Genomic DNA, 19,021 nt, shown 5'->3' on the forward strand with positions numbered 1-19,021 from the left:
GGCAGAAGGGTAATGGGTAATTGGTAATGGGAAAACCATTTTTCACGCTATAATCCCCATTTTTCAGGCTTTTCATGGGAAGGCACTCAACCCTTAAAATTTCGATAACTGTACCTCATAACATCGAAAAGCGCTGTATAGGGAGAGGGCATTTCCGATTGCACAACTCATTTAGACTAGCTATAGCTTAGGAGCAGTGATGCATCCAATTAATGTAGTAGGTATTGGCTTAGAGGGTGCGGCTGGACTGTCGGGTACAGTACAAGAGATCGTCGATCGCGCCACACTATTGGTAGGGAGCGATCGCCACTTGGCCTATTTTCCCCAACACCCTGCCCAGCGCCTGACGTTAAATGATATCTCCCAAACCCTAAACCAGGTGAAAGAGCGACTCAGCTCAGAAACCATCGTTATTCTGGTGTCCGGTGACCCCCTGTTTTTTGGTTTAGGGCGACTGCTGCTCACTTATTTTCCGCCAGAGCAGCTCTGTTTTCATCCCCATGTGAGTTCGGTGCAACTGGCCTTTAGTCGGGTGAAAGTGTCTTGGCAAGATGCCAAAATTATTAGCATCCATGGTCGAGACTTCGATGAATTGGTGACGGCGCTGCAAAAAGGCGCGTCTCCCATTGCCGTGTTAACCGATCCGCTCCATAGTCCAGGGGCGATCGCCCATTTACTCTTGAATCTAGATTTACCTACCCATTATCAGTTCTGGGTGTGCGAAAACCTAGGGGGAACCGATGAGCTAATCCAAAGCTTATCTCCTCAAGACGCGCTGATGCGGACATTTGCCCCCCTGAATATTGTCATCTTGGTACACAAACCCCAAGATAGCTGCATTGATTTAAACTCCCTGCCTGCTCTCGGTATACCCGATCGCCAATTTTACAGTTTTGGCGATCGACCCGGTTTAATCACCAAGCGGGAGATCCGCCTCCTCATCCTGGGAGAACTGGGGCTACAACCCAAGCAAACCATCTGGGATATTGGTGCAGGAACCGGTTCCGTTTCCATGGAAATCGGCCGGTTAGTCCCCACTGCCCAAATTTATGCCATCGAAAAAACGGCGGCCGGAATTCAACTGATTCAAAAGAATGCCCGGCGCTTTCGGGTCTCCAATGTCATCTCCATTCAAGGCAAAGCCCCCGATATTCTCCGCCAAATTCCTGCCCCTCACCGGGTATTTATTGGCGGCACAGGGGAGGATTTGCAGGGAATTTTAGCCTGTTGTTTAGCCACCTTGTTACCCGGAGGTAAAATAGTGATGGCCCTGGCTACATTGGAGCATTGGCAAGAGGCGATCGCCTGGATTCATCGCCATCAACTCACCTATCGGGTGCTACAAGTCCAGGTTTCCCGCTCTGTTCCTGTGGGTCGATTTACCCGCTTTTCGCCTCTTAATCCAGTCACTCTGTTGACCATTGAACCGTTTAACTCAACGGCCAAAATTACCCATTAATCCCAGAATTAAACCCGTTATCCCCAAAATCAAAATCCCCACCAGACCACTTAAGGGTTGTCCGTCGATACCGGTTACCCATTCGGGCCAGGGGCGATGGGAGTTGGGCCTTAAAATTTGGGTTGTATCTAAACTGATTAGCCCCCAGATCCAACCCCCATGAAGTCCCCAAGCTAATCCTAAACTTCCCCCATCGACCCAACGGGCCATTACTAAAATTAGGCCCATTAGGGCCAGGCCTGGCAGTTGGATTAAACTGCCCTTCACATCCCAAATCAGATGGGAAAGGGCAAAGATTAAACTCGAAAGAATAGCCGCCCAGATCTGACCCATGTCCCCTTGCAGTTCGGTCAGTAAAAATCCCCGAAATACACTTTCTTCTATGACACCGATCCACAGACTCAAGGCTAAAATTGACCCTAAAATCTGGAAAATCTGGGGGAAAGAAGAGTTGACTCCTTCCGGTTGCCATGTTAAGTTTCCCCAGGCGACTTGTACACCATAGGCAATAAATAGGGTCAGTAGGCCCAGAGCTAGACCCCCCATTAACGAGAGAAAAATGGGCAGATCTAGGCTCAGACCATAGTCAGAAATCGGTCGCTTTTCTATCCAAACCACTGCCCCTAACAGCAGGGGAACCAAAAGATATAGGGGCATCAGCAAGGACAGTTTTTGTTGGGGAGTTAAGGGATGGGGAGGATGCCATTGCAGACGGAGAGCTACAGGGATGGCGATCGGTAACCACAGAACTACCCACAGGACAAAAAAGGCAAGACTGTTGAGAACTCCTGAACCGGGTAGACTGTTGTGAAATAGCCACCTAGAGATGAATACAGAAAACATAGCCCCCAATCCAGACGCAGATGCTCTCAGTGTAGTCTTTCGTCTGGACTTTGGCTAGGGTTAATCCGCTTCAGAGCCATTTTTATCATCCTCATCCACTTGAATCAAGTGAATGTGTTTGTAGCCCAATTTAATCTCAAATTCATCCCCTTTCTTCAGCCCCATGGCTTCAGTATAGGTAGAACCAATCACAATTTGACCATTTTTATGGACACTGACGCGGTACGTTGGCTCCCGTCCCCGGCCATCCTTAGATTTACCCGGCTCAAGCTCGATCCCTTTGGCTGCTAATACCGCATCATAGAATTCAGCCAAGTTGACCCGGATCTCGTCTTCATCTTTTTTCGTATAGTAGCCACACTTTTTCGCCCTTTCTCTACGGGAGAGTTGGGAGAGTTCGTTGACTTTTTGAAGCAGGGCTTTCCCCGTTAAGGGTGCTTCAGGAAGTTGTAAATCCTTTTGGCTCATTTGAATACCCTAATTTTCGGTGGACTTGAACAACACAGACAAAATTTTAGAGCTATAACTACACCACCCTGAAGAAACTTGCTTCAGAGTTGCTGGAGTTCACTCTTGGCGTGGTCTAAATCAGCTTTTTCCTGACAGACTTAACAATTATATTACACAATCATACTAAATTTTTGTAGTTTTTTTATTTTTTTTCAGGGTTTGGGTAAAGAATTCGTTTAGGCCTTCTTGAACCTTTTAGGATTATACTCCCTGTCCCTGTTGGTTAAACAGGAAAAAAGAGGGTTCAACGATAAGAAGATGGGATAAAACCCAAGTAGGATTAAATGGTCTCAAGCCCCATCGAGATCTATCGATCGCCCAACTCTCCCCCTTGTAAGTGCATCAGAATCCGGAAGCAAAGGTAGAATGATAAAGTCATGCCTTGACATCCTCAGTCAAACCTCTAAAGTCATGGAAGTTGTTTTTCAGATCATTCGCCAAGAGCAAAAGAGCGCCCCAAGGGTTCAACATTACACCTTGGATGTTGATCCGAGCGAGACCATCTTAAGTTGCCTCAACCGGATTAAGTGGGAAGTTGATGGCACTCTCGCCTTCCGCAAAAATTGCCGCAATACCATCTGTGGCAGTTGTGGAATGCGGATTAATGGACGCTCTGCTCTGGCTTGTAAAGAAAATGTGGCCGGTGAACTCGAAGCCACTGCACCAGGGGAGTCCCCTGCTACCATTACCATTGCTCCCTTGGGAAATTTTCCCGTGATTAAGGATTTGGTGGTGGATATGCAATCGTTCTGGGACAACTTAGAAAAGGTCGATCCCTATGTGAGTACTGCCTCAAGATCCCTTCCGGAGCGGGAGTTCCTGCAATCGCCTGATGCGCGATCGCAATTGGAGAAAACGGGTAACTGTATTCTCTGCGGCGCTTGCTACTCTGAATGTAATGCCGTAGAAGTGAACCCCGATTTTGTCGGCCCCCATGCCCTCGCTAAGGCCTATCGTATGGTGGCCGATACCCGCGATAGTCAGACTTCAGAGCGCTTAGATCAATATAATGATGCCACAGGTGGCGTTTGGGCCTGCACTCGATGCCTCTATTGTGATACCGTCTGTCCGATGGAGGTTGCTCCTTTAGAGCAAATTAGTCATATTAAAGGAGAAATTCTCGATCGCCATACGGCTGAATCTAGCCGCCCCATCCGCCATCGTAAGATTCTTCTCGATATGGTTCAAGAGGGCGGTTGGGTGGATGAACGTCAGTTTGCACTCAAGGTCGTGGGTAATGCCTTTCGAGATATTAAAGGCCTGTTGAGTCTCGCCCCCGTGGGGTTACGATTGTTAGCACGGGGCAAGTTCCCCTTTACGTTTGAGCCTTCAGAAGGTACATCCGAAGTGCGATCGCTTATTGAAGCCGTTAAAACCCTAGAATCCTCCAAGGGAGTGGGGAGTGGGGAGTAGTCAGTAGGGAGGACACGGAGACACGGAGACACGGAGACGCGGAGATGGGAGGATAGAGAAATGACCTTTTCTATTGCCTATTGCCTCCCCTAGCTTACAACCTTAACTTGTGACTATAGTCTATTACTAGCGCGAAGCGCTTATAACTTATGAGTCCTGACGAAATGCCTGAATCTACTCCTGAATTAACCCCTGAAACCCCAGAATCTAACCCTGAACCTACTCCTGAATCTGCCACACCAGAGTCTAACCCCTCCGAACCTTCCTTTGGCTGGACAACCTATGCCGAACAACTCAATGGCCGCTTTGCCATGATCGGTATCATTATCCTCCTAATTCTAGAATTCGTCAGTCAACAAACCTTCTTTGAGTGGATTGGCTGGCAGTAACGTGGAGGGAATGGGGAAATGGGGGGATGGGGAGATGGGGGGACACGGGGACGCGGGGAATTCCCCATTCCCTATTCCCCATTCCCTACTCAATCCTCTCTCCCTGACGGTTGTAGACAAAAATATCCCATTGCCCCTTGGCATTGGCTTCAAAGACGATTCGAGACCCATCCGCATTTAACATCGGATTCTGGACTTGTGTATTCAAATTACCCGTCAAATTCCGTAACTGACGCAAGGAGCGGTCATACAAATAAATATCCGTTTCCCCCTGACGGTTACCAGAAAATACGATATAACGACCATCTACCGAGATATCGGGATGGGAAGCAATCATATCTAAGGAATTGAGACCCGGTAGATCGATTAGGCGGCGATCGACTAAATCATACAAATAAATATCTTGACTGAAACCGCGATCGGAAGCAAAAACTAGATAGCGACCTCCTACATGGGGGTCAGATTCGCTATAAGCACTATTGAGACTTTTACCATTGGGATCGTAGGGTTCAGCCAGCACTTGAGGATAGCTACACCCCATCAAACTACCGAGAACCACCAGCATAGAGAACCAAAAAACAGTTGCCCGTTTCTTCTTATCCATTACCCTTCTACCCTTCTGCCTATTACCCATTACCAACGCGAAGCGTTATACCGGCCCATCAGGAATATCGAGTTCAATATTCGGGCCGCGATCGATCACTTCAACATCCCATTGCCCCCGACGGTCAGTTTCAAATACCACATAGCGACCATCCGGGCTAATGCTGGGATTGCGTACCCAACCGGGATAGGCCAAGGTTAACGCTTCCTGTCGTTTCGTGACCCGATCGTAAAGAATAATTTCCGGTTTGCCGCGAATACTACTCAGGTAGACAATGTAGCGGGCATTGTAGCTAATACTGGGAGATTCGATGATAGCGTTGGGTTGATTCAGCCGAGGGAGTTTGACAAATTGACGTTGGCTCAGATGATAGAGATAAATTTGCTGACGGCGATCGCGGTTAGACACAAACGCCACATACTGACCACTGCCACTCACCGCCGGTTGTTCATCCCGATAGCGACTATTAATGGCCTGGGGGCCGAGGGGAACCTCTACCTGGTTGCATCCCCCCAGAAGAACAGCCCAGACTCCTAAACTTAGCAGGATGACCTGGCTTAACCGAGAGCCACCGGCCATAGTTGCTTCACTCCCTAATAATCAAAATTCCCCGGTCGATCGTTGGGGCGATCGCCACTTAAATCATCGAGTGGCTCAAAATCCACATAATCTTCCCTTGGCGGTTCCGGTTCGCCGCGATCGCCATACCCAACACGATCGCTCTCTGGAGGTCGAGGGCGACGGGGTTCAGAAGGAGGACTCGACTCTCGTGACTCTGGAGGACGACCATAGGAGAGATCGTCATCCCTATCCATGGAGCCATAGGGATCTTCATAGCCCACCGAGCGATAGCTCGACGTTTCCCAATCCTCAGACCCTCTACTCGTCGTTCCCGAAGGACGGCGCGGGGGTCTACGTCCTGAGCTAGAAGAAGCGGCCGAAGGGCGGGAACTGCTCCGTCTGCGGCTTGATGAAGAGCGTCGGGGATAATCCTCCTCATAGCGATCCTCATAGCGATCGCCTTGAGTATAGCGGTCTTCCTTCGTGCCAATCATCCGTCGGGGACGTGGCTCTTCCTCCGGTTCCAACTGATCCAACCGAGGATCGTAACCATCATACCCATCATAAGTATAGGCCCGGCTCACCGGCCGATCCTCATCCACAATCGGCGTATTTTGCTTCGCCCGCGAGGTCGCCAAACCCCTCAAGCGAATACTTTCCACCGCAAAAAAAATCGCCGATCCCGTCAATAAAAACTGACCAAACGTTAAAATGGGATCGAGTCGCCATCCTTGAAAAAACAGAATCCCACCACTGAGAACCGCCACCGCCATGAAAAAAATATCATGATCCCGTGCCAGTTCTGGGCGAACAGACCGAAGAAAATACAACCCAGCGCCCGCCCCAAACAGGACAACGCCCAACATTGCCCCTGGGTTGAGTCCAATATTGACCATGACTTGCCTACTCCACGAAACTGAACGATAGCGCTGTGCGCTGGTAATAGATCGATCAAGATCTCATCAGGATCTCAGATGTACTCCCTGCAAAAATTTTACCGCAAACCCTTGAGACTCAGTTATGTAACCAAACCCAAGGATCTGCGGCTTAAAATCGGCTCTGATTCCTTAAGAGCGCTGGATTTTGTCCCGTTGACTAATAAAGATTAAAGCAACGGTTGCCGGAATGACCACAATTACGCCACCCCAGACCAGGCTCCACAAAAAATTGGCTAAAGAAGGAGTCATAGATCCTCACGCAAGATTACTAAAAGATTTACTTTTCGTCTAATTCTAACAGCAATGAGTTTACATGAGATAGAAAACAGGGCATGAAGACAGAGGGAAGGAGCATATAAGCTTCACTAGGAGGGGCTTTCATCGGAAGTAGGAAGAGCAAAGATCCTCGGCTACAGTTTGAGGTTGTTTTAGAGAGCGGCGGCTGGAGCTAGAGAGCCAGATGCTCCCACACCGAAACATCTCAGGTTTTTCCCCTCTCGTCCACAGCAGAAAACACAATTTTATAACAAACACATCAGGGAAAGTCCCATCCGATGGACTCTCTACTGTCCACTCTCAGCTATCAACGGTACACTAAGAAGAGTGACCCAAGAGAACCCGTACTATCCTATAGAAGTCGATTCTCAAATCAACCGTTAATCTATTGGGCGATCGCACCACCGGATCTCACGCTATGAACAGTTCTCAATTCAAGACTATGGCTCAAACCTTCAAACGCAAAGGAATGTCCCTGGGCGCTACCTTAGCCCTGAGTAGTTCCCTGCTGTTCACTTGGAGTCTCTTAAATCGTCCAGTCCAGGCTCAGTCAAACAGCTTGAGTTATACCCAATTGTTGGAAAAAATTGAAGCGGGAGAAGTCAAGCACGTCGAAATTGACCCCACCAAAAACCGCGCTCAAGTGAAGTTAGAGGGATCGGAGACCGAGCAAGAAGTGGTCATTTTTGAGCGCAATCCCGAATTGATTGAAGCCCTGAAAGCGAATAAAGTGGGCTTTGGGGAGCAGGCAAGCGCCGATAATCGCATGGTGTTCAGTAGTGTGGCCAACTTGTTGTTAATCCTGTTGGTGGTGATTGGGTTAATGATGATTATTAAGCGCTCTTCCCAGTCGGCTGGTAATGCGTTAAATTTTGGCAAGTCTAAGGCTAAATTCCAGATGGAGGCCAAAACTGGAGTGGTGTTTAACGATGTGGCTGGAGTGGAGGAAGCGAAGGAAGAGTTGCAAGAGGTGGTGACCTTCTTGAAACAACCGGATCGGTTTACGGCTATTGGGGCGAAAATCCCTAGAGGTGTGTTATTAGTAGGGCCGCCGGGAACCGGGAAAACCCTGATGGCCAAGGCGATCGCCGGTGAAGCAGGCGTTCCCTTTTTCAGCATCTCCGGTTCCGAGTTTGTGGAGATGTTTGTCGGTGTGGGGGCTTCGCGGGTTCGGGACTTGTTTAAGAAAGCCAAAGAAAACGCCCCCTGTTTAGTGTTTATCGATGAAATTGATGCCGTCGGTCGTCAACGGGGTACAGGTATTGGTGGCGGTAATGACGAACGGGAACAAACCCTGAACCAATTGTTGACGGAAATGGATGGGTTTGAAGGCAACAGTGGCATTATTGTGATTGCCGCCACCAACCGCCCCGATGTGCTGGATCAGGCCCTGTTGCGTCCCGGTCGCTTTGACCGTCAGGTGATGGTGGATTTGCCCACCTATAAGGGCCGGTTGGGGATTTTAGAGGTTCATGCTCGCGATAAGAAAGTGGGGGCGGATGTATCTTTAGAGGCGATCGCCCAACGCACCCCTGGCTTCTCTGGCGCAGATTTAGCCAACCTGCTCAATGAAGCCGCCATTCTCACCGCTAGACGGCGCAAGGAAGCCATTACTCCCCTAGAAGTCAATGATGCGATCGATCGCATCACCATCGGCCTCACCCTCAACCCCCTGCTCGACAGCAAAAAAAAGCGCCTCATTGCCTACCATGAAACCGGCCATGCTCTCTTAATGACCCTACTCAAAAAGTCTGACCCCCTGAATAAAGTCACCATTATTCCCCGTTCCGGAGGCATTGGCGGCTTTGCCCAGCAAGTCTTCAATGAAGACATGATTGACAGTGGATTATATAGTCGCGCCTGGTTGCTCAATCAAATTACCATTTTGCTCGGTGGAAGAGCCGCCGAAGAAGAAGTTTTTGGCTACGCCGAAGTCACCAAAGGAGCCAGTGGCGATATTGAAAGTGTGGCTAAACTTGCTAGGGAAATGGTCACCCGCTATGGCATGTCCGATCTGGGCCCCCTAGCCCTCGAAAGTGGCAATAGTGAAGTCTTTTTAGGCCGAGATTTAATGACTCGTTCCGAATATTCGGAGGAAGTTGCCACCCAAATCGATCGCCACGTGCGGGAAATTGCTGTCCGTTGCCACGAACAAGCTCGTAAACTGCTGCGGGAAAATCGCCCCTTAATGGATAAACTGGTGGATGTTTTATTAGACCAGGAAACTATCGAGGGCGACCAATTCCGAAAAATTGTCACCGACTACCAGAACAGTCAACCCAGCTCACCCGTTGATTTGGTCAAAGCTGGGAGCGCTTAATTCTATAGTAGGGGCAGGTTTGAAACCTGCCCCTACACAAGAAGAGGAAACCTGCCCCTACACAAGAAGAGGAAACCTGCCCCTACACAAGAAGAGGAAACCTGCCCCTACACAAGAAGAGGAAACCTGCCCCTACACAAGAAGAGGAAACCTGCCCCTACACAAGAAGAGGAAACCAGGTTTCTGCATCCGGCAGGTGGACTATTTTTCCTGTTTTTTCACCGATAATAGCAGGCTATGGCCGGTCTTTTCGCGAACATACCACAAGAGTTTGAGGCTGCTTAGATCGAAATCTTCAGCCAGCGTGGACATCACCTCCAAATACAGGGGAAAGCGATCGTTAAATACCCGGTAAAAGAAGACAAACTCTCCCGAAGGCACTAAGACCTTACCCACTTGTGCGATCGCCCGAAATACGAGATCGTCATTCCTGAGAATCCCCATCTCGTAAGAACTCGGATCGATGGGGCGATCGATAGATCGACTGGGAAAAGGCATAAAGACCAGATCGTAGGAATTCTCAGCTTCCCCTGCACACAAATCTTGGACTTTTACCCGATCCTGTTCCCGCATCAGAGCATTATTTTGCAAGGGTAGAACATTAGGGTGAAGGTCAGAAAAAACCACTTGAGAGCTGTCCTTAACAATACAGCACAACCCAATCACCCCACATCCACATCCGAGATCGAGAACTTTTTTACCCTTGACTAAAACATCTTCATTGAGGATACCACTCATGAACGCCTGGGCTGCAATGCCACCATAGGGGTTGAACACACCTTGGGGAACGAGAACATCAAAAATGGGTTCATCTCGCAGTAATATCGCGATCTCCCGATCTTTGGACGATAGCTCTTGGTGGAATTCCAGATAGTTTTGGCGATCGTATTTCAGGGTTTCGTCTTGTTTGAGAACAATTTTTACATCTTCTTGTTTAATCATCTTCCTTGCCTCTGAATCTAGATTAATTAGTTTTACAGGTATCAAGCTTAAAGTTTTTTACATAAATAAAACCACCAAGCAATTTCTCCATTCACCACTGCCTGGCTCGTTTTTTGGTAACCTAGGCTGCGTTCGGCATCCCCTTGAAAGCGCTTCGATTGAATATCATAAAACTTTTTCATGTGTTGGCGTAAATCCAGCGAATCTAAAACTTCAAAACCCGCACGTCTTAAAGCATCCGCATAGGATTCTGGTGAAATAAAGCGACTCACATGCAACCGATTATAGACATAGTTTTGGGTGTCTTCAGTCGGACGATCGTGGAGGCTTACCAAGTCATCAAAGAGGAATATACCTTCTGGAGCTAAGAGTCGATGCGCTTCTTCTAAGACTAACTCTCGCTCGTGAATGTGGAGCAAGGTTCCTTGACTCCAGATATGGGTAAATTCTCCATTAGAAAACGGTAAACTCGTGGCTGAAGCTTTGACAAAAGAGAGTTTTAATTGAGTAAACTTTTCCGCTTGCTTTTGGGCATTATCCACATGAATTTGACTGATATCGATGCCTACTACTTCGCACTGGGTTTGGTTGGCTAAATAGACTGCGGTGTGACCATTACCGCAACCAATATCCAGCACGCGAGAATCGGCATTAATGCCACTTTTGCTCAACATATATTCGTTCCAACGGTTGCTGGCTCGAAATAGAGCTTCTTCCTCGTCAGGAACGTTTAAATCATCAAAGTATCCCCAGTGTTTACTTCCGTCCGGGTTCCAAGGAATTTGATACTGAATTTCCACAGTATTATAGTAGTGTTCGGTCTCAGCATCAGTAAATTTTTTGCTCATTCTTGAAAATGGGTTAAACTCGGTAGATCAAGATTGAACAAGTTTAGCAGAGTTGAGTGAAATTTATGCAATTTCATGTTTGGGGAGTTGTGAATGTAATCCTATTCCTTTTTACGGGGTATGGATTGTTTCATCAATTCAAAATTCTGCGCGATCGCCGCCTCATTGGACTGCAAGGCTATACCCGTCACTTGTCCGCCCAACAGTTTATCACCAGCTTTGCCGCTTTTTTCTCGATCTTCTTTTTAGGGTTAACCCGTCCTGAGTTAAATCATTATCTGGTGTGGACAAGGTTGAGCGCTTTATTACTGCTGATCGGCATACTTTGGGAAATCTACTTAGACCGCCACTCCCTTCCCAGTCTGATGAGTGTGATTTTAACGGCGATCGCCTTAACAATCGGCTTAGTTTTGATTCTCTTAAGACCCTTACCCTTTGCCATCAACATTAGCGCCGATCTTCTGACCGTAATCATGGCCTTTATTCTCGCTTACGGAACCATACATCAAATTCGCTTACTGACAACCGGCCAAAACATTCCCCTTTCCCAAACCCTACTCTTTAGCCTGTTGGTCAAAGATTGTGCCACCCTAGGATTTGGCTTCACCATGCCCCTTGAAGTCGCTTGGTCTTTACTCTTTCTTAATGGTTCGAGTTTGATTCTGAAAAGTTATTTGTTAATCAAGCTGATGCGCGTTTCCTAGACATAATCCCGTTAAATTGTTAAGAAATATCACGAATTTGTAATATTGTAATATTTCTATATGGGATACAGAATGGATGGTTTTTAATCTAAATTTGCCCTTGACAAGCTTGGTGGTCATCAATTAGAATCTCCCTATTATTCTATGAAAACAGAAAAGTTCTATCACTTCTCAAGTAAACAAATAGGTCAAGCTCGATAGAGCTTTTCAGACTCTGGGTGTTGTTTCTAGAGGGACAACAGCTTGATACAGACCGAATACAAGAGTTCAAACAAATCAATAACAGATAGGGGAGAAAGAATGACCATTGCCACAGATTGTCCTGCAATTGGGCTAGTAGAATTGCCTCAGTTAAAGCTATCCGATCCCGATGGCAACGACTTTTATTCCTTGCGGAAGTTTGAACCGATTATCAGCAAACAAGTATTAATCTCTAATCTGCAAGCGGGTGGATTTCAAACAAAATTCATTAATCTCCGAGATGGGGATTATATCGAAAATTACGGGAAAGTGACGTGGAGAGGCATTGAACTGACCAAGAATTATGTGGGTCTGGATATCAAAAGTGTCGATCCAGAAAGTTGTGAGGTTTGGTGTATTACGGTTAACTTCACCCTCTACCGGGAAATTGCCCTGATGCTCCTTCAGCACTTGGCCAGTAAAGGCAAGCCCGTGGTTGTGGGGGGTTCCGATCCCTTTGCTGCTCCCGAAGTTTATCTGGGCAATGGTGCGGCAGTGGTGGTTAAAGATAAATCAGGATCTGCCAATTGGCCCCTGTTCAATTATCTGTTAGGAAAGGGTTCAAAAGAAGAACTAAGCGGTGTGATTTTAGCCGATGGCACGGAATATCGCAGAAATAAGACTCCTCTGCATCCCGAAGAATGGCCCCTGCCCTCGGTAGAGGTGGCTAGAGAATGTCTGGGAACCCAATATTGGATGGACCCGTTCCCCGAAGAATTAAAACCCATTGGTGCTATATTCCCAGATATGGGTTGCGATCGCCACTGCGACTTCTGCCAAACCCCCACCTACGGCACGGGATATCGCCGGATGTCTCCTAAACGGGTGATGGAATGGCTCGACGTACTCTGTGAAGCGGGCGCAAAATCAGTCGTTAGCCTATCCGATCAATTTCTGGGACGGACGATTTTCCCTGAAGGGCGACAAGAAATTCTAGAGATTATGCAGGGAGTGCGCGATCGCAATTTAGCCGTTCTCTGGCCCAACGGTCTGGAACTGAGGAAAATGACCCTCGGACGGGGACACAGTGGCAAAAAAGAAGACTTAACCCCTGACGAAGAACTGATTCACGCCATCTATGATTGGGATGGTCGCAAAGGAACCCTCGCGGGTTACCTTCCTGCGGAACGACCGATTTTTGGCCGAGAATCCTATGCCAAATTAGTCCCCTGGCAACAACATAAGCGTATTGTGCGAACCATTGTCGGAACGGGCGTTCCCATGATTAGCTATGGCGTAATTATTGGCTTGCCCGACGACGATAACGAAGCCTTATTGAGACTCGAAGAAGCCCTTTGGGAAGTCTATGAGGAAGTGAAAGCCATTAATCCATCGATCATCTTCCAAATCAGTCCCTTTGTCATTTCTCCCATATTGGGAACTCCGCAGGGCGAGATTATTCGTAAATCGGGTTTGCTGCAATTTGATGACCCAGCCCTGTTTGCCGGATTCTGGACAGCGAGCGTCAACACCAAATATCTGAGTTACGAGGAAGTGTCCGATTGGCAGTTCCGTCTGGCTCGCGTTGGCGACTCGAAAAACCTGCAAATTCCTCAACGATTCAGAACCTTGCCGGATGAAGCCAAGAATGGTGAACAGGCTGAAGTTGCAGCCTAGTCCGGGCAAGAAATTCAGGTGGGAAGGAAAAATATCTGAAAACACCGAGACATAAAGTCAAAACCAAATCAGGAGATCGAAAAAATGACAAAAGCTCCCTCAATTGGATTGGTTGAAGTCCCAGAAGTGGATCTGCGCGCACCGAACGGAGTCAGTTGGCACAACTTGTCCCAGGGAATTCCGATGATTAGCAAGCAGATTCTCATCTCTCAATTGCGATCGGGTGGGTTTGACGCTCAACTGGTGAATCTCCGAGATGGAGATGAGGAAGAAGAATACGACCAAGTTGAATGGGGAGGTCAAACCCTTAAAAAAATCCTGGTCGGTAATAAAATATCTAGCGTTGACCCAGATGCTTATGATGCCTGGGGAGTGACGATTAACTTTACCCGCCAGTGCGAATCAGCTTGTAAGACGATCGAGCATTTGGCAAGTACAGGTAAGCCGGTAGTCGTCGGAGGTTCCGATGCGATTGGCAGACCGGATATCTATTTGCAAGCTGGTGCTACAGCCATTGTTAAAGATAAATCCGGGGGAGGGAATTGGGCAATATTCGATCGCCTGCTGGGAAGGCCAGAACGACAAAAGCTATCAGGCGTACTATTTCCTGATGGCACGGAATACCGAAAAGGTTTTCCTGGCCTGCATCCAGAAGACTGGCCTCTGCCATCTTTAGACCTGGTTAAGGCGTGTTTTGGAGACAAGCACACCTATAGCGATATGCCACTGCTCCCTCATGGTTCGGTGTTCGTCGATATGGGTTGCGATCGCAAGTGCGACTTTTGCCAGACTCCAAGTTATCGTTTGGGATATCTGCGGATGTCGCCCGAAAAGTCCCTTAAATGGTTCGAGATCCAAAAAGAAGCAGGCGCTCGTGGGGTTCAAAGCTACTCAGATCAATTTCTGGGGCGGATCTTGTTTGAAGGCGGGCGACAAGAAATTCTGGATATTGTCAATGGACTCAGGGAGCGAGAAATCCCTATTGCCTGGTCAAATGGTTTGGAGCTAAAAAAGGCCACTTTGGGGCGAGCTATCCGTCCCGATGGAGACCTCACTCCTGATGAAGAACTGATACAAGCACTTTGGGGCTGGGATGGCAAGGTTGGCTGCTTCCACTCCTATATCCCTGCGGAACGACCGTTAGTCGGCCGGGAGTCATATCACAAGCTGATGCCTTGGAAAGAACACTGCAACATCATACGAGCGATCGCCAGGACTGGAGTTCCTCGGATTGGTTATGGTGTGATTGTTGGGCTACCTGATGATGACCATGATAGTTTGCTCTTCCTGGAGGAGGCGATATTTAGGCTCTATCAAGACGTTAAAGCCATCAATCCCGAAATAGATTTTAAGATCAGGCCGGTTTCTATTAGTCCTTTCGCTGGCACTCCCCAAGACCAACAAATTCGGGATTTGGGACTGCTGGCCTTTGAAGATCCAGCTATTTTAGGGGGATTTTGGACTCCCTGCGCTAATACCAAGTATATGAGCTATCTAGAGGTTTCAGAGTGGCAAATTCGTCTGATGAACCTTGCAGATCAGTACCATGTGTTTAACCTTACTCGCGAGAATGTCGAGAGGGAACATGCAAATTCCTCGCCGATTCAGAACCTTGCTCGATAAAGCCAAAAAGACCCAAGAAACGGCGGCGGTAGCATAGCTAATATAACAGTCGATCGCTACTTGCCTCAATTTCCTTACCCGTGCGCTAATTGTACGCACGGGTTCATTTTTCTAGATTAGACCTTCAGCGCCTTTCGGGTCAAAATCTCCTCAAGCTGACTTTCGTAGAAGAATTTATCCTCACCAAAAGCAGGTTTCAGGTCATTGAGCCAAGTGGCATCCGGATCGAAACGGGCAAAAAACGGTCGCTTGCACCAGTCCGGTTCGCGAGCTTGCAAAAACGACAGCACAAACACCTTCTCTCCGGCAATTTCGGCCACACCATCAATGACAACTTTCCCAGGCAAAGCCGACATCACCGGGCCCCTCGCTGTGCGTCCCAACCCGGACACTTGCTGTATGGCTTGTTGATAAATTTCCCAAGCCTTCACCAAAGGAATCCGAAAATACTCCTTCGCTCCAGTTTGCCGCTCCACAAACATATAGTAAGGAATACAACCTGCATGGACTTGCATATTCCACATTTTCGCCCAAGTCTCTGCGGAATCATTGATATGACGAAGGACAGGCGCTTGGGTGCGAATTTGGGCCCCGGTGGAGCGGATGCGTCGGATGGCTTCTTCGGCCACTGGAGTATCTAACTCTTGCCAATGCTCGTAGTGAGCCATAATGGCCAAATGCTTGCCTTGTTGGACGACTTTTTCAAATAGACGTAACAAGTCATCTGCATCGTCATCGGTGACATAACGATAGGGCCAGTAGGCGATCGATTTTGTGCCAATGCGAATGGTTTGAATATGGTCAAATTCTGGGGTCAGTAAGGGTTCAATATACAGAGCCAACTGGCGAGTTTTCATCGTCATCGGATCGCCACCCGTCAGCAATACATCGGTGATTCCCTGATGATGTTGCAGATAGTCTTGAAAGATACCCGACTCACGAGTGGCAAACCTTAAATCATCGAGGCCGACAAACTGAGGCCAGCGAAAACAGAAGGTACAGTAAGCATAGCAGGTTTGGCCGGCTGTGGGAAAAATTAAAACGGTTTGGTCATATTTATGCTGAATGCCAGGAACCGGTTCATCGTTAAAGGTGGGGACATTATACTGCTTCTGTCCGGCTGGATGGGGATTGAGTCCTCGCCGAATTTCGTTAGCAACCGCTTTGATCTCTGCTTTGGGAGCATTATTGCTTAAGAGATCCATCAGGCGATCGCGCTCTTGAGTCGGTAACATTTCTGGATGAGGGAACGTTAAGCGAAAGATCGGATCATCGGGAATATTCTTCCAGTCGATCAGCTCTTCGACCACATAGTTATTTGTGCGGAAAGGCAAAACCTTCGCCACAGCTTTCATCCCTAGAATATCCTTCTCTTGCAGATCGGTTGACTGCAAAAGAGAATCGAGATCCTTATCCTGGTAAAAGCGAATCGTTTTGGTTTTAATTTTCATGCTTGATTAAACTCATTAAAACTCAAAAGGTCAATTGATCTTAGGCATATCTTAGGCATAAACGATAGCAATACACAGAATTCCATACAGAACCCATGATGCCTATGGTTTAATTCACAATTAATTTAATCCTGTGTTCAGGGGGTGTAATTACTTATTCTTAAGGAAATCCAAGACACTCAACCATCGTCATGAGTCATCCCAAACTATTATTGATTATTAAATTATCATATTCTTGACAATTTATCTCTCTTCTCTGGCGATCGGTGGATTGAACTTAGCTCTATAGCAAACCTAAATGAGTTATGTAATGGCTGCCCCTCATCCCCCAGCCCCTTCTCCCGCAGGCGCTGCCCTGCTTGCCCTGAGCGTAGCCGAAGGGAGCGAAGTCGAAGGGAGAAGGGGAGCAGAAGTAGGGATTGAGGGAGAGGGCATTTCCAGTTGCACAACTCATTGAGACTAGCTATATACAAAACAACGGACGCTTCTGGTTCAGAAACGTCCTGCGGGTCGTTGAAATACAAAGGGCAAATATTTAGTGATGTCGATGGTTTTTATCTATAGGGTCGTATAGATGATGTCTTGCCCTACTAGCTCATGGATGAACCACTGCGATCGTAAGCGTCACTAGCTCCACTAACGGGTTTCCCTTGGATGTTATTCCAGTAGTCACCAGTTTGATCGAGTCCAACTTCGGCTGCGGAGCGGTTGAGCATGGACTGTTGACGGTTTTTCACGAGGTGATGGTGGCGGTTCATTAAAGCGCGGGCTTGATCGTTAGTAGATAACATAATTGTTTCTCCAGTTGTTTAATTAAGTGTTTTTTTCCTTACAGTTCTAACTATAGCAAACTTTTTTGTAGTCACTGCTACAGAATGGGCAATTTTAACAAAAGTTAATGATTGTACTCAGGAAGCAGGGACTGTTCAGGGAGGTAAAAACCACGGTATGCTAACCCCGTCCCAGTGAAACAAAACGGAGCTAAGGAAAAGCGTGTCTATAGAGGAGAAGCAAATCGAAGTCGGTTCCCTAGAGTGGTTTTATCGAGAAGCGCAACCGATGCAAGCGACTGAGAAACCTCCGGTTTTATTGCTCCATGGGTTGCTTTCCCAAAGCTATAGTTGGCGGGAGGTTATGCCGTCTTTAGCGGAAAAAGGGTTTTGGGCGATCGCCCCCGACTGGATCGGTGCAGGGAAATCATCACTGCCAGAAAAACGGGACTTTGCCTATACTCCTGAAGCGTTTGCTCAAGCTTTAGGAGACCTCATTGATAGCCTAGAATTGGAGCAAGTTTCCCTAGTGCTGCAAGGCTACACCAGTGTTCCTGGACTCCTCTATGCTCTGCAAAATGGCGATCGCATCCATCGCCTTAGCCTCATCAACATGCCCCTGAGCGCCAGTGCCAAATTACCCTGGAAAATCCAGCAATTTACCCTACCCCTAGCCGGAGAAATGATGACCCAAGATCCCCTGATTGTCGATCGCACCCTAGAAGGGGGATCGCCCTATCAAGTCGATGACAAAGACCTCAATGTTTATCGTCGTCCCTTTCTGGAAACTTCGGCTGCTGGACGCGCTCTGCTGGCAACCTTGCGAAATCTGAACCTGAAATCGAGTTTAGCCGAAATTAGCAGCACCCTCCCCCAATGGTCAAAACCCCTGCAAGTCATTTGGGGAGAAAACGATCCCTGGTTGTTACAATCGAGTGCTAAAGAAGCGATTTCTAGGGTATCCCAAGCCGAATTTATTGCCTTAGAAGAAGTTGGCCATTATGCTCAAGAAGACTGGCCGGAAAAAGTGTGCGAGGCTCTGATTCCATTTCTACGCAGACAAAGTGACTAGAGTTGAAAGTTGATGATTCTGGGATTCGATCCGGGTAAAGATAAGTGCGGCATTGCGGTGATGGGAGAAGATCGCCAGGTATTCGAGCATGAGGTGGTTGCTTCCGAGCAGGCGATCGCCACCTTAAAGCGATGGTGCGAACAATATGGGATTTCCGTTTTGGTGATGGGAAATCAAACCACCTCGAAAGCATGGGAAGCGAAACTGAAACCGGAGTTTGCCGAAACGGTGGAGATTATCAAGGTCGATGAGAGATATTCTACCTTAGAAGCTCGCGATCGCTACTGGCAAATGTATCCCCCAAAAGGCTTAACTCGTCTGATTCCCCAAGGAATGCGCCAACCCCCCCGTCCCATCGATGATATTGTGGCGATTATCCTGATTGAACGCTATTTTGGTTCGTTCGAGAAATACTAGAAACCGGGTTTGTGCGACAATTTT

At 47.8% G+C, this 19,021-nt stretch carries 20 protein-coding genes; 10 read left to right on the forward strand and 10 right to left on the reverse strand.

What is annotated here, in order from left to right:
- Nucleotides 1–199: 199 nt before the first annotated feature.
- The gene (cbiE, locus tag PJF56_RS19275; protein ID WP_283764336.1) at nucleotides 200–1,459 is read left to right on the forward strand and encodes a precorrin-6y C5,15-methyltransferase (decarboxylating) subunit CbiE; all 1,260 of its coding nucleotides are present in this window, start codon (nucleotides 200–202) and stop codon (nucleotides 1,457–1,459) included.
- Here cbiE and PJF56_RS19280 read toward each other — a convergent pair.
- The gene (locus PJF56_RS19280) at nucleotides 1,436–2,302 is read right to left on the reverse strand and encodes a CPBP family intramembrane glutamic endopeptidase (protein WP_283764337.1); all 867 of its coding nucleotides are present in this window, start codon (nucleotides 2,300–2,302) and stop codon (nucleotides 1,436–1,438) included. The two genes, cbiE and PJF56_RS19280, sit on opposite strands and share 24 nt — an antisense overlap.
- A 60-nt stretch (nucleotides 2,303–2,362) precedes the next feature.
- Nucleotides 2,363–2,770: an AbrB family transcriptional regulator gene (locus tag PJF56_RS19285; protein ID WP_283764338.1), complete on the reverse strand. Its 408-nt coding sequence runs from the start codon at nucleotides 2,768–2,770 to the stop codon at nucleotides 2,363–2,365.
- Nucleotides 2,771–3,223: 453 nt separating this feature from the next.
- Here PJF56_RS19285 and PJF56_RS19290 point away from each other — a divergent pair, with 453 nt between their 5' ends.
- Nucleotides 3,224–4,225: a succinate dehydrogenase/fumarate reductase iron-sulfur subunit gene (locus tag PJF56_RS19290; RefSeq protein ID WP_283764339.1), complete on the forward strand. Its 1,002-nt coding sequence runs from the start codon at nucleotides 3,224–3,226 to the stop codon at nucleotides 4,223–4,225.
- A gap of 149 nt (nucleotides 4,226–4,374) precedes the next feature.
- Complete coding sequence (locus PJF56_RS19295) at nucleotides 4,375–4,614, forward strand: hypothetical protein (RefSeq protein ID WP_283764340.1); 240 nt, start codon at nucleotides 4,375–4,377, stop codon at nucleotides 4,612–4,614.
- A gap of 85 nt (nucleotides 4,615–4,699) precedes the next feature.
- Here the strand turns inward: PJF56_RS19295 and PJF56_RS19300 are convergent, their stop codons facing one another.
- The 4 genes from PJF56_RS19300 to psbX all read right to left on the reverse strand — a co-directional run bounded on the left by PJF56_RS19300 (nucleotide 4,700) and on the right by psbX (nucleotide 6,966).
- A complete protein-coding gene (locus PJF56_RS19300; RefSeq protein WP_283764341.1) occupies nucleotides 4,700–5,218 on the reverse strand; it encodes a TolB family protein in 519 nt (172 codons plus the stop codon).
- A 45-nt stretch (nucleotides 5,219–5,263) separates the two neighbouring features.
- Nucleotides 5,264–5,797 carry a TolB family protein gene (locus PJF56_RS19305; protein WP_283764342.1) on the reverse strand — a complete coding sequence of 178 codons (534 nt, stop codon included), beginning with the start codon at nucleotides 5,795–5,797 and terminating at the stop codon, nucleotides 5,264–5,266.
- Nucleotides 5,798–5,811: 14 nt separating this feature from the next.
- Nucleotides 5,812–6,675, reverse strand: a complete 864-nt coding sequence (locus PJF56_RS19310) for a Ycf66 family protein (RefSeq protein WP_283764343.1) — start codon at nucleotides 6,673–6,675, stop codon at nucleotides 5,812–5,814.
- Nucleotides 6,676–6,846: 171 nt separating this feature from the next.
- Nucleotides 6,847–6,966: a photosystem II reaction center X protein gene (gene psbX / locus PJF56_RS19315; protein WP_283764344.1), complete on the reverse strand. Its 120-nt coding sequence runs from the start codon at nucleotides 6,964–6,966 to the stop codon at nucleotides 6,847–6,849.
- 469 nt (nucleotides 6,967–7,435) lie between these two features.
- Between psbX and ftsH the strand changes: the two genes are divergently transcribed.
- Nucleotides 7,436–9,313 carry an ATP-dependent zinc metalloprotease FtsH gene (gene ftsH / locus PJF56_RS19320; RefSeq protein WP_283764345.1) on the forward strand — a complete coding sequence of 626 codons (1,878 nt, stop codon included), beginning with the start codon at nucleotides 7,436–7,438 and terminating at the stop codon, nucleotides 9,311–9,313.
- Nucleotides 9,314–9,514: 201 nt separating this feature from the next.
- Here ftsH and PJF56_RS19325 read toward each other — a convergent pair whose 3' ends face one another.
- Nucleotides 9,515–10,255 carry a methyltransferase gene (locus tag PJF56_RS19325; protein ID WP_283764346.1) on the reverse strand — a complete coding sequence of 247 codons (741 nt, stop codon included), beginning with the start codon at nucleotides 10,253–10,255 and terminating at the stop codon, nucleotides 9,515–9,517.
- Nucleotides 10,256–10,302: 47 nt separating this feature from the next.
- Nucleotides 10,303–11,103 (reverse strand): class I SAM-dependent methyltransferase, encoded by an 801-nt coding sequence (locus tag PJF56_RS19330; RefSeq protein ID WP_283764347.1) that lies wholly within the window; start codon nucleotides 11,101–11,103, stop codon nucleotides 10,303–10,305.
- A 65-nt stretch (nucleotides 11,104–11,168) separates the two neighbouring features.
- On the opposite strand from PJF56_RS19330, the gene PJF56_RS19335 reads away from it, so the two are divergent.
- The 3 genes from PJF56_RS19335 (at nucleotide 11,169) to PJF56_RS19345 (ending at nucleotide 15,287) form a co-directional block, all read left to right on the forward strand.
- Nucleotides 11,169–11,807 (forward strand): hypothetical protein, encoded by a 639-nt coding sequence (locus PJF56_RS19335; RefSeq protein WP_283764348.1) that lies wholly within the window; start codon nucleotides 11,169–11,171, stop codon nucleotides 11,805–11,807.
- 300 nt (nucleotides 11,808–12,107) lie between these two features.
- Nucleotides 12,108–13,664 (forward strand): radical SAM protein, encoded by a 1,557-nt coding sequence (locus PJF56_RS19340; RefSeq protein WP_283764349.1) that lies wholly within the window; start codon nucleotides 12,108–12,110, stop codon nucleotides 13,662–13,664.
- An 84-nt stretch (nucleotides 13,665–13,748) separates the two neighbouring features.
- Entirely contained in the window at nucleotides 13,749–15,287 is a 1,539-nt protein-coding gene (locus PJF56_RS19345; RefSeq protein WP_283764350.1) for a radical SAM protein, read from the forward strand.
- A gap of 116 nt (nucleotides 15,288–15,403) precedes the next feature.
- Here PJF56_RS19345 and PJF56_RS19350 read toward each other — a convergent pair whose 3' ends face one another.
- A complete protein-coding gene (locus PJF56_RS19350; protein ID WP_283764351.1) occupies nucleotides 15,404–16,738 on the reverse strand; it encodes a KamA family radical SAM protein in 1,335 nt (444 codons plus the stop codon).
- Nucleotides 16,739–17,048: 310 nt separating this feature from the next.
- Here PJF56_RS19350 and PJF56_RS19355 point away from each other — a divergent pair, with 310 nt between their 5' ends.
- On the forward strand, nucleotides 17,049–17,195 hold the full coding sequence (locus PJF56_RS19355; protein WP_283764352.1) for a hypothetical protein: 147 nt from the start codon (nucleotides 17,049–17,051) through the stop codon (nucleotides 17,193–17,195).
- A gap of 133 nt (nucleotides 17,196–17,328) precedes the next feature.
- On the opposite strand, the gene gifA is transcribed toward PJF56_RS19355, so the two are convergent.
- Nucleotides 17,329–17,529 carry a glutamine synthetase inactivation factor IF7A gene (gene gifA / locus PJF56_RS19360; protein ID WP_283764353.1) on the reverse strand — a complete coding sequence of 67 codons (201 nt, stop codon included), beginning with the start codon at nucleotides 17,527–17,529 and terminating at the stop codon, nucleotides 17,329–17,331.
- 202 nt (nucleotides 17,530–17,731) lie between these two features.
- Here gifA and PJF56_RS19365 point away from each other — a divergent pair, with 202 nt between their 5' ends.
- Together PJF56_RS19365 and PJF56_RS19370 are read left to right on the forward strand one after the other, a co-directional pair.
- The gene (locus PJF56_RS19365) at nucleotides 17,732–18,580 is read left to right on the forward strand and encodes an alpha/beta fold hydrolase (protein ID WP_283764354.1); all 849 of its coding nucleotides are present in this window, start codon (nucleotides 17,732–17,734) and stop codon (nucleotides 18,578–18,580) included.
- A 12-nt stretch (nucleotides 18,581–18,592) separates the two neighbouring features.
- On the forward strand, nucleotides 18,593–18,997 hold the full coding sequence (locus PJF56_RS19370; protein ID WP_283764355.1) for a pre-16S rRNA-processing nuclease YqgF: 405 nt from the start codon (nucleotides 18,593–18,595) through the stop codon (nucleotides 18,995–18,997).
- Nucleotides 18,998–19,021: the final 24 nt, after the last annotated feature.

It is taken from the genome of Roseofilum halophilum BLCC-M91 (genome assembly GCF_030068445.1).
Taxonomy (GTDB): domain Bacteria; phylum Cyanobacteriota; class Cyanobacteriia; order Cyanobacteriales; family Desertifilaceae; genus Roseofilum; species Roseofilum halophilum.